The organism is Pseudoalteromonas sp. SG43-7, from assembly GCF_014164295.1.
Lineage (GTDB): Bacteria > Pseudomonadota > Gammaproteobacteria > Enterobacterales > Alteromonadaceae > Pseudoalteromonas > Pseudoalteromonas rhizosphaerae.
The window spans coordinates 1-12,669 of record NZ_JACJEY010000047.1 but is presented as its reverse complement, the minus strand read 5'-3'; the positions used below and the strand labels follow the sequence as shown (position 1 = coordinate 12,669).

At 39.1% G+C, this 12,669-nt stretch carries 16 protein-coding genes; 11 read left to right on the top strand and 5 right to left on the bottom strand.

Annotation, left to right across the window (positions count from 1 at the left end; all coding sequences use genetic code 11):
• Positions 1–8: 8 nt before the first annotated feature.
• Positions 9–974 (bottom strand): HrcA family transcriptional regulator, encoded by a 966-nt coding sequence (locus tag H5200_RS17755; protein ID WP_182762034.1) that lies wholly within the window; start codon positions 972–974, stop codon positions 9–11.
• Between the two features lie 100 nt (positions 975–1,074).
• Here H5200_RS17755 and nadK point away from each other — a divergent pair, with 100 nt between their 5' ends.
• The 5 genes from nadK (at position 1,075) to H5200_RS17730 (ending at position 5,302) form a co-directional block, all read left to right on the top strand.
• Positions 1,075–1,959, top strand: coding sequence for an NAD(+) kinase (gene nadK / locus H5200_RS17750; RefSeq protein WP_145242288.1), 885 nt, complete (start codon positions 1,075–1,077; stop codon positions 1,957–1,959).
• A 78-nt stretch (positions 1,960–2,037) separates the two neighbouring features.
• Positions 2,038–2,577 carry a hypothetical protein gene (locus H5200_RS17745; RefSeq protein WP_145242202.1) on the top strand — a complete coding sequence of 180 codons (540 nt, stop codon included), beginning with the start codon at positions 2,038–2,040 and terminating at the stop codon, positions 2,575–2,577.
• A 92-nt stretch (positions 2,578–2,669) separates the two neighbouring features.
• On the top strand, positions 2,670–4,343 hold the full coding sequence (recN, locus tag H5200_RS17740) for a DNA repair protein RecN (RefSeq protein WP_182731954.1): 1,674 nt from the start codon (positions 2,670–2,672) through the stop codon (positions 4,341–4,343).
• A 109-nt stretch (positions 4,344–4,452) separates the two neighbouring features.
• Entirely contained in the window at positions 4,453–4,878 is a 426-nt protein-coding gene (locus tag H5200_RS17735; protein WP_145242198.1) for a hypothetical protein, read from the top strand.
• A 103-nt stretch (positions 4,879–4,981) separates the two neighbouring features.
• Positions 4,982–5,302 carry a hypothetical protein gene (locus H5200_RS17730; RefSeq protein ID WP_145242196.1) on the top strand — a complete coding sequence of 107 codons (321 nt, stop codon included), beginning with the start codon at positions 4,982–4,984 and terminating at the stop codon, positions 5,300–5,302.
• A gap of 158 nt (positions 5,303–5,460) precedes the next feature.
• Here the strand turns inward: H5200_RS17730 and H5200_RS17725 are convergent, their stop codons facing one another.
• The 3 genes from H5200_RS17725 to H5200_RS17715 form a co-directional block, all read right to left on the bottom strand.
• Positions 5,461–5,823, bottom strand: coding sequence for a hypothetical protein (locus H5200_RS17725; RefSeq protein WP_182762032.1), 363 nt, complete (start codon positions 5,821–5,823; stop codon positions 5,461–5,463).
• 105 nt (positions 5,824–5,928) lie between these two features.
• On the bottom strand, positions 5,929–6,228 hold the full coding sequence (locus H5200_RS17720; protein WP_145236026.1) for a hypothetical protein: 300 nt from the start codon (positions 6,226–6,228) through the stop codon (positions 5,929–5,931).
• Positions 6,229–6,281: 53 nt separating this feature from the next.
• Positions 6,282–7,451, bottom strand: a complete 1,170-nt coding sequence (locus H5200_RS17715; protein ID WP_182762030.1) for an acyltransferase family protein — start codon at positions 7,449–7,451, stop codon at positions 6,282–6,284.
• Between the two features lie 150 nt (positions 7,452–7,601).
• Here H5200_RS17715 and H5200_RS17710 point away from each other — a divergent pair, with 150 nt between their 5' ends.
• Positions 7,602–8,747: a sensor histidine kinase gene (locus tag H5200_RS17710; RefSeq protein WP_182762028.1), complete on the top strand. Its 1,146-nt coding sequence runs from the start codon at positions 7,602–7,604 to the stop codon at positions 8,745–8,747.
• Positions 8,725–9,339, top strand: a complete 615-nt coding sequence (locus H5200_RS17705; protein WP_145236016.1) for a response regulator transcription factor — start codon at positions 8,725–8,727, stop codon at positions 9,337–9,339. Before H5200_RS17710 ends, H5200_RS17705 begins: the two co-directional genes overlap by 23 nt.
• 21 nt (positions 9,340–9,360) lie before the next feature.
• On the opposite strand, the gene H5200_RS17700 is transcribed toward H5200_RS17705, so the two are convergent.
• Positions 9,361–9,525: a hypothetical protein gene (locus H5200_RS17700; RefSeq protein ID WP_182762060.1), complete on the bottom strand. Its 165-nt coding sequence runs from the start codon at positions 9,523–9,525 to the stop codon at positions 9,361–9,363.
• Positions 9,526–9,802: 277 nt separating this feature from the next.
• On the opposite strand from H5200_RS17700, the gene H5200_RS17695 reads away from it, so the two are divergent.
• The 4 genes from H5200_RS17695 (at position 9,803) to H5200_RS17680 (ending at position 12,173) form a co-directional block, all read left to right on the top strand.
• Positions 9,803–10,504, top strand: coding sequence for a hypothetical protein (locus tag H5200_RS17695; RefSeq protein WP_069440167.1), 702 nt, complete (start codon positions 9,803–9,805; stop codon positions 10,502–10,504).
• Between the two features lie 70 nt (positions 10,505–10,574).
• On the top strand, positions 10,575–11,240 hold the full coding sequence (locus tag H5200_RS17690) for an AbiV family abortive infection protein (RefSeq protein ID WP_169021127.1): 666 nt from the start codon (positions 10,575–10,577) through the stop codon (positions 11,238–11,240).
• 181 nt (positions 11,241–11,421) lie between these two features.
• Positions 11,422–11,979, top strand: coding sequence for a hypothetical protein (locus H5200_RS17685; protein ID WP_182762027.1), 558 nt, complete (start codon positions 11,422–11,424; stop codon positions 11,977–11,979).
• Between the two features lie 11 nt (positions 11,980–11,990).
• Complete coding sequence (locus tag H5200_RS17680; RefSeq protein ID WP_182762025.1) at positions 11,991–12,173, top strand: hypothetical protein; 183 nt, start codon at positions 11,991–11,993, stop codon at positions 12,171–12,173.
• The last annotated feature ends 496 nt before the right edge of the window (positions 12,174–12,669 follow it).

Genomic DNA, 12,669 nt, shown 5'->3' with positions numbered 1-12,669 from the left:
CAAAAGATTCAAGAGCCAGATGACTCGATTAATTTAAATTCTTGAATGATTGCTTCAATTTGCGCCGATTTAGGACAAATTACACAAAAACGACTTTGATATTCTTGATTTTGAAAATACGGCACGCTGATCACCATCAGTTCGTCACAATCAGTAAATGGCAATTGTGACGTATTTAAAACCGACACACCATTTTTAAAAGCTAACTTATCTTCTACAAAGTTCAAAAATGAGACACCAATATTTAAGCTTTGTTCACAATCAATTTGCCGATATAAATAATTTTCGCCGACCACGATACTGTTATCTGAGCCTAATTTATGGCTCAGCTCACGGGTCCATTGATTTAACGAATCATGACAGTTTCGTGGTGCTGTATTTGCCATTGCTTGCATACGGTACAAGCCTTCCATTAAAGTTTGCTGACTGAATACAGTATTAAGCCAAGTAGCAAATTGATAACGTACGGTGTCAGAGGCTTCATCCGGCTTATGAATACAAATGTTATGGCTTTGCCCTGCTCTATCTAACAGTAAAATAAGCCAATCATTGCTGTCAAAATCTAATACTTCAACTCTAAAAACGTGTTGAGAACTTACTTGCGGCAGACCAACGCAGCAACATACTTGATAACGCTGGCTTATACCATGCGCCATCTCGACTAATTGCGCTTGTGCAGGCTGCCAATATTGCGCAATCTGCGACAGAGGGAAAAATTCACTTAGCCAATAATCAAATCCGGCATTAGTAGGTACCCGTCCAGCAGAAGTATGCGGTGAATACAGCAGGCCTATTTTTTCTAGGCGCGACATCGCATTTCTAACTGTTGCAGAACACACAGCCATACCTTTTTGTTTGGCAATACGGCTTGACGCGACAGGTTGACCTTCACCATTACAGTACAGGCTCATCACGGCGGAAAATATTTGCTGATCTCGAGGGTTTAAATTCATAGTATCTACATCTTGCTGCATACTGGGGATATCGGGGCGTAGTGAGTTTATTTCAAGGTTATTTTCAAACTTGTCACTTTTGAGTTACTCTACTGATATTAATACTATTGATGCGTTTATCATGGAATCACCGTTTAAAACCATAGGTTTAATTGGCAAACCAAATCACAGTGGTGCAGCTGCAACTTTACAGCGCTTATACACTTTTTTAAATGCGTTAGGATTTGACGTGTTATTAGAGCAGAGAACCGGTCATCAATTAACCAATGTCCCCAAGGAAAAGTTAGTCAAACTGGTTGAGCTTGGCGAACGTGCCGATCTCGCTATTGTGGTCGGAGGTGATGGTAATATGCTTGGCGCAGCAAGGGTATTAGCCCGATTTGATGTTGCTGTTATAGGCGTAAACAGAGGCAATTTAGGCTTTCTAACAGATTTAAACCCAGAAGGCTTTGAAGCTAGTTTAGAACAAGTATTAAGTGGTCAATATCTTGAAGAAAAACGCTTTTTATTAGAAGTTGCAGTTTATCGCCATGGCGAATTAAAAAGTGCTAACTCAGCAGTGAATGAAGCCGTTTTACATGCCGATAAAGTCGCTCACATGATTGAATTTGAAGCCTTCATTAATAACGATTTTGTTTTTTCTCAGCGCTCTGATGGTTTAATTGTCTCAACCCCTACGGGCTCAACAGCCTATTCGCTGTCGGGTGGCGGGCCCATTTTGACCCCAGAACTAAATGCAATCTCATTAGTACCGATGTTTCCGCATACATTATCAAGCCGACCATTAGTGGTTGATGCCGATAACGAAGTACGCTTAAAGCTCAGCTTAGAGAATACCGACAGCTTACAAGTCAGCTGCGATAGTCATGTGGTGCTTGCTGTATTGCCTGGCGATGAAGTGATAATTAAAAAAGCAGATAAAAAACTGCGCCTGATCCACCCCAAAGACTACTCTTACTATCATGTACTTCGCACTAAGCTCAACTGGGGTAGTCGTTTATATTAATTTTATTGCGCTCATTCAGACTTTAGAGCAAAATAAGCTGAATTCATTTATTACCTTTTCAAGGGAAATCAAACCGAAATGACGTATGTTGTTTTCTTTGCTTTATTATTATTGATAACGCTGCTTGGCAGCTATTTGGTGATTGAAAATAATCGCCGAAAAGCGCTTGAAGCGCAAAAAAAGCTATTCAATAATCGCGTTAAAGAAGTAACTCAACAGTTAAAAATAAAATTAAATGAGTACTGCGACGCAAAAATAATTCGTCCTAAATACATCCCAAGAATACAAGTTATTGCCAGTAATTTCTTTGTCGTACAACCTCATACTGACGAAAACTTATTGTATCTTGAACGCATAAACGAGTCATTGATCAGCACAATTAGTAGTGAGTTGGCAAAAACTTATGTAACAGGTGAACGAGATGCACTAGCTGAACGCTTAGATTTTTTTGTGGCTGAGTTACCCATAGCCGGCGTTGCTTACAATAAAACGTTTTACCATGAACTTTTACCATCCATGATTAAAGTTTTACGCACTGATGATTTATCTGCGAATCCTGAAGATTATGTCAAACCTGTTGATCCTGAAACTAATTTTGAGAAATCAACCAGTGAGTAAGTAATAAACTAGATAGCGACATTAAAAATTAATTTGCAAAAATCCAAAACACTGTATAAATTAACAGTTAATTGACTGGATGGATGAACAGTATGTTAACTGGGTTAGAGATTAAAAATTTTGCAATTGTAAGCAATTTAAGCACCGAGTGGCAAAGCGGTATGACAGCCATTACGGGTGAAACAGGTGCCGGTAAATCTATTGCTATTGATGCCTTATCTTTATGTTTGGGTGAACGTGCCGAAGCCTCAGCTGTTCGCCCAGGCACTGAGCGCGCTGAAATATGCGCCACCTTCGATTTAACCAACCTCCCCTTGGCTAAGCAGTTTTTAGAACAGCATTTGCTATCGAATGATGAGCAAGAGTGCTTACTTCGTCGTGTGGTGTGTAAAAATGGCCGCAGCAAAAGTTATATTAATGGCACCCCAGTCACTGCAGCCCAACTAAAAGAAATCGGTCAGTACTTGATCTCTATTCATGGTCAACATGCTCACCAATATTTGCTTAAAAGCGAACATCAACTCCAGCTATTAGACGCTTATGCAGGTCATCAACCTCTGGTTGAAGCAGTGCGCCAGCATTATCGTAATTGCCAAAACTTACAAAAAGAATTTACCGCGCTCGAACAAGCCCAGTTGCAACAAGCAGCGCAAAAGCAATTATTAGAGTACCAAGTAGCTGAGCTTGATGAGTTTGCTTTACAACCAGATGAATTTTCGCAAATTGAAGCCGAGCATTATAAGCTCAGCCACAGCCAAACTATTATTGAAGCATGCCAACGAGAGTTACAAAGCTTATACGAAAATGACGAGCAAAATGCCTGTTCACTATTACAACATAGCGCGCAGCAGTTTGCTGAGCTTGCCGGGTTTGATGAAAGCCTAGCTAGTGTGGCTGCTTTACTCGAAGAAGCGGCTGTGCAAGTTGAGGAAGCGAGTCGTGAAATTCGTAATTATGCAGAGCAAGCTGAACTTGATCCGAGCCGACTAATCGACGTTGAAACACGATTAAGTGGTGCGATGGATTTATCACGTAAACACCATATTAAACCAGAGGACTTAGTTGAGTTTCACCAAAGTATCACACAAGAGCTTGAGTCGATTAGTAATAACTCTACCCGTTTAACGCAACTTGAAGGTGAAATTAACCAAGCATTAGCAGCTTATCAGCAAGCTGCGCAAACCCTAAGCGAAAGCCGTCATGAGGCCGCGCAGACATTAAATACATTGATCAGTGCAAGCATGGCGCATTTATCAATGGAAAATGGTGTGTTTGAAATCGCCCTTACACCACAACCTGAAAAAGCACCAAACAGCTTAGGTTTTGATAATGTAGCGTTTTTAGTATCAACCAACCCCGGGCAGCCATTACAACCACTGTCTAAAGTCGCCTCTGGCGGTGAGCTGTCGCGTATAAGTTTAGCGATACAAGTTATTATTGCGCAAAAAGTCACTACGCCAACGCTTATTTTTGATGAAGTGGATGTAGGTATTTCTGGACCAACTGCAGCAGCTGTAGGCAAGCTTTTACGTCAATTAGGCAAATCGACCCAAGTTATCTGCGTAACCCATTTACCGCAAGTTGCCAGCTCGGGGCATCAGCAGTTTTTTGTGGCCAAAGAAATTGCCAATGGCGAAACCTTTACACAAATGTTGCCACTCAGTAAACATGGCCGTATTGATGAAATTGCCCGTTTACTTGGTGGTGATAACATCAGTAAAACAGCCAAAGCTAACGCAAAAGAGTTAATTATGGCGCATGCTTAATTAAGCTAAAACAACACCTACGTTTAGACTATTTTTAAATACAACCATCCATTAAGCCTTACTTATATAAAGCAAGGCTTAATAACTAACAATAGAACACATATAAATCATGACGATAACAACATTGCCAATAAAATTAATTAGCCTACTTTTTTGTTTTACACTTTTAACGGGTTGTAACGATTACTTTATAAATACCACGCAACTGACAAATAGCACATGGCAACCACTTTTAGTCATTGCATTTATTAGCCTATTTTTGATCCCGTTAATTAGCTTAGCGCTGCTTATATTTAGTCAATGGAAGCACCTTCAGTTTAAAATAACTCTGCAACGTTATTTACATGGCTCACTTGTTTTAATGCTCGCCATAGCGTGGTTTATCGAATTAAGCTTAGTGCAACGCGCTGATAACCGTATGGATTTGATGTTAACGCTGTGCGCGCTAGCCACTCAAATGGTATTAGTCGTAGCTGCTTTTGTACTTGTTAATAAACAACAAAAAATGCACCACCGCGCCAAAAACTTTCTGTAAAGCATTGTTTAAAACAACAATTAAAAACATTTATTTTACATAATTGACACATTTAATTTAGCAACATACACTCAATAAAATAAAAAAATCGATGGAATGAATAATGAGCGCTACACAATCTAAAATCACCCAGCTAAAACGTTGTTATGCAACATTACAACTGGGTGTTGCTAAAGCTGATGGCCGCCTTACTCTTACTGATAACCTGCTGCATTTTGAAGCCCTCAATAAACAACTTAACTTAGGTTGTTATGCCATCAAACTTAATAATATTTCCCATGTCGAAAAATGCGCAGCTAAAGCCGGCGGTTTAATCCCTATCACCACCGCTGGAATCAAAATAACCACCAAAGAAAATTATCATCTAGAGTTTATTTTAGCTGAACCCGATGAGTGGCTTAATTGCCTGCAAGCGAGTCATTAAGCATTAAAGGAAAAGTTACTAGGCTGGAGGTTCTAGGCGCTAGGAAAAGCCAAAACAGTTCGGAGTTAAATTTATCACCTTAGACTGTGGTTGAGAGCAACGAAACCCAACGATGAATGATTAAAACTGAATGACGGCTTAGAGCGATAAGCAGTCAGTCAAAAGTTTGATGTCTTAAGAAAAGATTTGACCCTCGTTGGCTTTTTCAAAACGACTGGGCGTGAGCTTTTGTAGTATTGGCAAAACAAGCAAAGGCTCACGACACAAACAACGGCATTTGCACTACTCAGCGCTCTCACTAATGCATCAACTGGGGTTATATCATCTACAGATTCAATAAAACAATTGTCTTTCTCAAACTCACTAATATCGTCGAAATACTCATCAGGCGAAAAACAATATAACTCAAGCGACTTAACTACCGCGTTATTGTTGTTTGATAGTTTCTTCCCTAAAACGATGAGGGGTTCGGCTTTTTTACCCAATCCGAGCTTAAGCAAAAGCGTATTTATCAAATCCATGTGCTTACTATATACCCAATAAAATAGTGGCATGTTTTATCGTGCATTATTAGTTACAGTAAAACAATAGTTACTTTTATGGGCTACCAGCGTTTGTGGTTTAAACTATTGGTTAATTAATTTAACCCACTCAATTGGATTCGACACAATGAATTGATATTTAGCGTCATCTTTTAATACGATTTCAATTGCATCATGTGTATAAGGCAAAATACCCACAACCTTACCAGTGCACTTACTCACTTTTACAATTTCACGCCGTGAAAACGTATAAGGCCCTAACCCAAATTGTGCATTAAACGGTGCAAAATGAATATCGGTGTTGGTTAGCCAAAATCTGCCGTCCGCTTTAATCGCCCCTTGTTGAATCGTGGCGGTTGTCGATTTGATTGTTATTGCATTCATTATAGTATCCCTTTATGTAGCGCTGCTTTTAAGTCATTACCAAGTGACGACATTTAAGCTGACTGTATTATCTTTCTCTTGGTTTGCCTACCGTTAAGTAGTGCGCCCAACCACGTATTTTTAACTAATAATAAATAACTTATTTGACCTATAAGTAATGTAACCACCACGCTAGCTATAAACTTTACTAAAACTGGCAAATTAGTATTAATCAATGGAATCTGAATATAAATCAGCACTGGCACATGTATTAAATAAATCCAATATGATGCATTTGAGATGCTGCGACTGAGCTTACTTTGGTGATTTAAAAAACGATGCCCAAGTAAAAACGTTATGGCGGTTAACAAAATAACACTCAGTCCTTGTGATAAAACATGCAATACATGTAGCTCTCTTGCTGCGGCAAAATAACCTGTTGTTGCGGCGGCAATCACTTCATCTAAGCTTGGCGCGGCTGGTAATAGAGAAAAATAACCAGTCAGTGATATTGCAACACCCAAAATAAGAGGCCATAAGTACTTATAATATGACCAAATGAGCTGCTGTTTTTTATAAAGCCCTACTCCTAACCAATAAAAACTGCCGTAAAAACCATACGACCATAACTGTGGCGTGAGTTTATCAGGAGCAGGAAATGGAATAGATTGCCCCATTAATGAAAACGTTAACACGATGGGAAGTACAACCCACATAAATAAAGGGTGAACGCTAAGCGCATCGAATTTATTGCCTAATAAGTTAGTTGTTTTCAACAACCAGTGAATTAAGCAAAACTGGAATAAGTTCCACAAAAACCATAAGTGCATAGTGCTAACAACAGGCTCTTTAATAACTTTAAACACAGCAAAAATCGGCGGTATTGAATTAGCTATACCGGCCCCAAAACTCAAGGCATGGTAGTAAACGACAAAGCTTAACGGTAAAAATACAATAAAAGGCAGTAGAATATGTTTACTGCGATGACGTAAAAATCGCGAGTTGCTCGATTTAACTATTAATAACGCACTGCAAAACCCTGCAATAATAAAAAATAATGGCATCCGAAATAAGTGCAGCGTATGCGTAATATAATCAAATAGGCCATGTGTACTTGGGTCTGCCGTAAACCAAATATTACTAAAAAACGGACTGTAGGCTAAAGCGGCATGAAATACAATGCCGAGCAATAGCGCGAGGCTGCGTAAATTATCAATGTAATGTAATCGACTGTCTTTATTCATTAATGTGCCCAACTAATTTTTATTAATAAAGCATAAATGAATGAGGCATAATGGCACTAGTCACAAAGCTCATAGCCCGAGCTATGACAGATGTCACTGTTTTTACAATGCGAGTTCTGCAATAATTGCTAAAAAAATATGGCCGCAGTAATGGAATCAACTATACGACATACAACCGATTGGCATTTCTCAACATTGGCATCGTGGCTTGGGGTGACATCGGCGTGTGCCTATTATGCAAACTCAGAATTAGCACTATATTTGCAAATCATAGTAAGTGGTTCCATTTTAGCCATTTTGCTGTATGTGTTAAAACAACCCAATAAATTTGTTCACGGCGTAGCACTTGGCTATTTCCTGCTTATTTTGGCTATGATACAACTGAGTTCAACGTCCTTAGTTTTTATCCACCTAGTGATGTTCACCGCGGTTTTTAGTCCTCATTTTTCGCTTCCTAAAATACTCGCTTGTGTTGTGGCCGCCATGCTGGTTTATGGTTTAACGTATTATTCGCGCTGGGAAAATGGCATTCCTTGGATCACGTTTACAATTTGGTTCTTCTTTTGCTTGATGAATTGGTTTGTTAGCCGGCGTATTGTCGAAAGTTTAAATACACATTACCAATCCCGCCAAAACTACAAAGAGTTAAAAGCCACCCAACACATGATGGGGGCGATGCATGCAGCGCAAGAGCGACAAAATATATCACGCGAGCTGCATGACTCACTCGGCCATAAGCTTACCGCGCTCAGCATTAATTTAGATTTTGCTAAAAGAGCAGCAAATGAAGCCACCGTTGAAACCCTCTCTCTTTGCCACCAACTTAGCCAAGAAGTATTGGCAGAAGTACGCGAAATCGTTTCCACTCAACGCAATGACAAAACGATACTTAAGCAAGCTCTTGAGGCCATTTGCGAACTAACACCTAATTTACACTGTGATCTCCAACTAAGTAAGGGGACAGAGCAGCTCCCTCAAGACTACGCCCTGTGTGTATTGCGGTTTACCCAAGAGATGATCAGCAACACCCTTAAACATACCCAAGCAAACTATTTTACTTTGCATGTGAATGTCTCCCACGTTGGCCAACACCCGCTGTTAATTGCAAAAGCGTATCACAATCAACCAGAGACCCATTTACCTAAAAAAGGGAACGGATTGGCAGGATTAAATGAGCGAATGACACTATTTGGCGGTGAATTTTCACAACATCTTGAGCAAGAAACACTGATCAATACCATGACATTACCACTAAATTTAGAAGAAAAAAGCCATGATAAAGTGCCTACTAGTTGAAGATCAGACCTTAGTTCGTTTAGGCCTCGCTAATTTACTTAACCTCGATAGCGCCATTAATATAGAAGCCCAAGCTGAAGATGGCTTGCAAGCGCTTGCACTATTAGCTGAGCATAGTTTTGACATTGCTTTACTCGATATGAGAATGCCGAATTTAGATGGGCTCGGCGTGCTGCAAAAAATGCGCGAGAAGGGTGATAAAACCCCCGTGCTGATCATTACCACATTTGAAGATTGTGATGTATTAGTCAAAGCCCTTAATCTAGGTGCTCGTGGGTATGTGCTTAAAAACATTGAACTTGAAGAACTCATTAGCGCTATAAAGCAGGTCGTTGCAGGTGAGCGAGTATTGCAAAGTGCGGTGACTGATTTTTTACTCAAAAAGCAACTAAGCCCTCAGCTCTGCTTAACGGACAAAGAACAAACCGTATTGCAGTGTTTGTCTTTAGGTATGCCAAACAAAGTGATTGCCAAAAAATTAGATAACTCTGAGGGGACTATTCGTAATCATGTGTCACAAATTCTTGCCAAATTAGACGTAAAAGACCGCACTCAGGCCGTTATAAAAGCCATTAATCAAAACCTAATTTAACACGCGAACAACACCAAATTACTATTTTTGATTAGGCTTAAGTGGTGCAATCAACATAAATAAGAGTAAACAAAACCAACTAATAAACAAACAGGCGACTATCCATGCGAGCTTTTCTTGGCGTCCCACTTTTTGTGACCTAGCAATGAGTATGATTGGCATCACCCAAATCTTGATTTCAGACATTAAAGATCTTCAATGTCTGCTCATGGCACTTTGCCGAAATTCAGCTTTGAGCGATCTATAGTCATTCAGGAGATTTGCCGCCAGCTAAGTAAAGCTAAGAGGATACTTCCCCTTTTTCTACATGACGAAATAACTCATCCCAAGCATAATATATATAGCTAGCTAGCAATAACTTATGCTTTTTGCTATTAATAGGAGCTCATAAAATAAGGACATTTTTGCGCTAAAATAGGGAAAGTGTCTGCTGATAAAGCTGTTAGCTGTCTAGGAGAGTTCTGTGTTACCAGGAGATGTTTTATTAGTAACAGGTGAAGGAAAATTGTCTTCATCTCTTGTTGCATTGCAAAAAGTTATTTATCCAAAAGCTAGTTCAAGCCATGTTGAATTATGCTTGGGTGATGGCGTTTTTATACATTCTACAGGTGATAAAGGTGTTCACCTTACCCTGCTGATTGATGAAGATGTTGCTTGTAAAAATAGATGGAGAGTTATTAGACATAAATCTATTACAGGAGCAGGTTTGAGTACCGAAAAACTTCAAAAAGCAGCTATGTTTTTTTATGCCCAAGATTACAACAAAGTATTCATGGGGTCGGGAAATGATACGTCATCATTTTGCTCTGAACTTGTCGCTAAAGCCTATGATGGAGCCGGAATAGAAATTTTTGGAGGAAAAGCTCCTAGTAAAGTTACACCTGCACATTTTGATAAAGAAGCTGATAATTTGGAAGATTGGTTAGATGTTACCGAACAGTACAAAACTATTCTCGCTGATATGAAGGAAAATGAATTTCCCTACAGGCTTGCTGCTAATACATTAAGTACAGTAATGACGCGACGAAAAGCACATGAGCCATTCCGACAGAAAATCATTGAGCATTTTGAGAATGGCTCACCAAAAAATCAAGAATTAGCTAAAAAAATGAGAGAGATGCTCGCGGGTAGAGAGTTAAAGTATTGGCACGAGAAAGACAGCTAACAAGAGCATGTTGGCAGACTGGTTTCCGAGCCAGCCGCAAATGCTGGCGTTATAACTCATAGGAGTGATCGTGAGTAAAAATTTGAGACAGTGGAAAAATACACTCAGTTCACGTGAAATTGCTGATGGAATGAACTTTGCTCAACAAAACGCTAACCGACTATTGAGAGACGCTGAAAAACTGTTTGAACTTGAAAGCTACCCGACAGCTTATTCGTTAGCTGTCTTAGCAATTGAAGAGGCTGGTAAAATTTCAATCTTACGTGAGTTAGCAGTCGCAAGAGATGGCAATGACGTCAAAGACGCTTGGAAAGCTTATCGCAGTCATACAAAAAAGAATATGATGTATGTATTTCCTTATTTGGTTGCAAATGGCTGTACAAAACTGCGTGACTTCGGTGGTATTTACTCCGAGAAAAACGATTTTCCAGCGCTACTAGACGATCTAAAGCAAGTCGGATTTTATACAGATTGCTTAGGTCAAAAAAATTGGTCAGTTCCTAGTCAAGTAATCGACAAAGAAGCAGCTGATGATATTCTGAGAATTACTCGTATTTTGTGTAAGCATCAAACATATACACAAAAAGAGATTGAGCTTTGGATTAAACACATTAAACCTGTGTGGAAATCTTCAATGCCAGAAATGCAAATAGCTTTAAAGGCATGGTTCAACGAGATGCTCGATGAAGGTTTAGCGAAAGAATCTGATCTTCCCTTCGAAGAGTTTGTCGGCTAAATGAGTATAACAAAGCGTTTAAGGCAGCGTTCGCAACGCTTGGCACTTTCATGAGTATTGAAGGCCGGTGGGTTCAAATATTGACTTCACACATTAAGAATCTTCAATGTCTTCTCATGGCACGCTGCGGAACTTCGCCTAAGGACGCTCATTGATTAAATTTCAATAAGGAAAAGATAAGATGAATGGAGGGTTTTTTGTTTATATCTACAAAGATAAAAAGCAGAATATACAATATGTAGGCTATGGAAAAAACTCAAAACGCGCCATATCACATCAAGCTAAAACACATAATAAACCATTAGAAGAACTAATTGAAAGTGGTAGTTATAGTGTTCATATTGCAGGTCCTTTTTATGATGAAATAACAGCGCGAACAGTTGAAGCAGCGCTTATTTCTGCTATTGATCCATTTTGTAATAAAAAGCAGGAGAAAAAAGAGTGGCGTTTCAGGCCGATAGGAGTAAAGCCCGAACTAACATTCCGACTTGCTGAGACACCATTACAATTTTCAGATTTGTTAATTAATAATAAAAAGATTTTGTTTGTTAGAATATCAAATATTAATTTCTCGGATAGGGTTGGTTACGATATTAGTACTCCACCTAAAGATTCAGCAATAGTAGCAAGGGTTAAAAAATATTGGCAATTAAATAAGTACATCCCTCAATGGGTTGAAAACCCAAGTGAAAGCCCTTCGCTCCTAATTGGGATTATAGGCCCCCTGGTTCACAAATAATTATCTCTTCTATGGAAATTGATATTAATAAATGGGGTGACGTTGATATCCATAAAGGAGGATTAGTAGAAGTACCTTTAAGAAATGCACGGGAGTTAGATATGCATGAGTTTAGGGGGCGTAAAATTGATAAATCAGTTGGCTTGAAATTTGGTAGAATCAAATCTCAATTTTTTCGAATTTTTCCAGAATAAATATCTCTGCGATAATAAATAAGATGGGTAACTGTCAGATCAAGCCTGACCTTGTACATATTACTTTTTCTATTCTTTCTAAATGACCACTTCTGGCACATTTGACAAAACCGATAATGCAAAGCCTTGATGCAGACTCATAGGCTATTATTTCGTTGGGTTTAGTTGCCCCCTACCTACGCAGCTTAATTTAACACCGCGCAAACTTAAAGCTTATGGCTTAAAACTTACGACTTTTCGCTAACAGCTCTTCTATCTAAGCCATAAAAAAGCAAGCCAATTGAAATCAGCAGTAAGTGAACATTGTCAACATAATCACGGTTTCACTCTTCTTAGCTCAGTTCATAAATACAGGCATCTATTTTACCATTTGCATATTCTCACCAGCTTTGATCACCCAATGGCATTAACTTTGATCGCTTATTCTCATTAAGCTTTGATCACGAAAATTACGCGATAATGATCACTTTTGTGTTCTTAATGATTTTGCCGATCA

What these genes read in the sequence shown, in the direction of transcription:
- H5200_RS17755 (WP_182762034.1), bottom strand. Translation starts at nt 974, where the DNA reads ATGCAGCAAGATGTAGATACTATGAATTTAAACCCTCGAGATCAGCAA.
- nadK (WP_145242288.1), top strand. Translation starts at nt 1,075, where the DNA reads ATGGAATCACCGTTTAAAACCATAGGTTTAATTGGCAAACCAAATCAC.
- H5200_RS17745 (WP_145242202.1), top strand. Translation starts at nt 2,038, where the DNA reads ATGACGTATGTTGTTTTCTTTGCTTTATTATTATTGATAACGCTGCTT.
- recN (WP_182731954.1), top strand. Translation starts at nt 2,670, where the DNA reads ATGTTAACTGGGTTAGAGATTAAAAATTTTGCAATTGTAAGCAATTTA.
- H5200_RS17735 (WP_145242198.1), top strand. Translation starts at nt 4,453, where the DNA reads ATGACGATAACAACATTGCCAATAAAATTAATTAGCCTACTTTTTTGT.
- H5200_RS17730 (WP_145242196.1), top strand. Translation starts at nt 4,982, where the DNA reads ATGAGCGCTACACAATCTAAAATCACCCAGCTAAAACGTTGTTATGCA.
- H5200_RS17725 (WP_182762032.1), bottom strand. Translation starts at nt 5,823, where the DNA reads ATGGATTTGATAAATACGCTTTTGCTTAAGCTCGGATTGGGTAAAAAA.
- H5200_RS17720 (WP_145236026.1), bottom strand. Translation starts at nt 6,228, where the DNA reads ATGAATGCAATAACAATCAAATCGACAACCGCCACGATTCAACAAGGG.
- H5200_RS17715 (WP_182762030.1), bottom strand. Translation starts at nt 7,451, where the DNA reads ATGAATAAAGACAGTCGATTACATTACATTGATAATTTACGCAGCCTC.
- H5200_RS17710 (WP_182762028.1), top strand. Translation starts at nt 7,602, where the DNA reads ATGGAATCAACTATACGACATACAACCGATTGGCATTTCTCAACATTG.
- H5200_RS17705 (WP_145236016.1), top strand. Translation starts at nt 8,725, where the DNA reads ATGATAAAGTGCCTACTAGTTGAAGATCAGACCTTAGTTCGTTTAGGC.
- H5200_RS17700 (WP_182762060.1), bottom strand. Translation starts at nt 9,525, where the DNA reads ATGTCTGAAATCAAGATTTGGGTGATGCCAATCATACTCATTGCTAGG.
- H5200_RS17685 (WP_182762027.1), top strand. Translation starts at nt 11,422, where the DNA reads ATGAATGGAGGGTTTTTTGTTTATATCTACAAAGATAAAAAGCAGAAT.
- H5200_RS17680 (WP_182762025.1), top strand. Translation starts at nt 11,991, where the DNA reads ATGGAAATTGATATTAATAAATGGGGTGACGTTGATATCCATAAAGGA.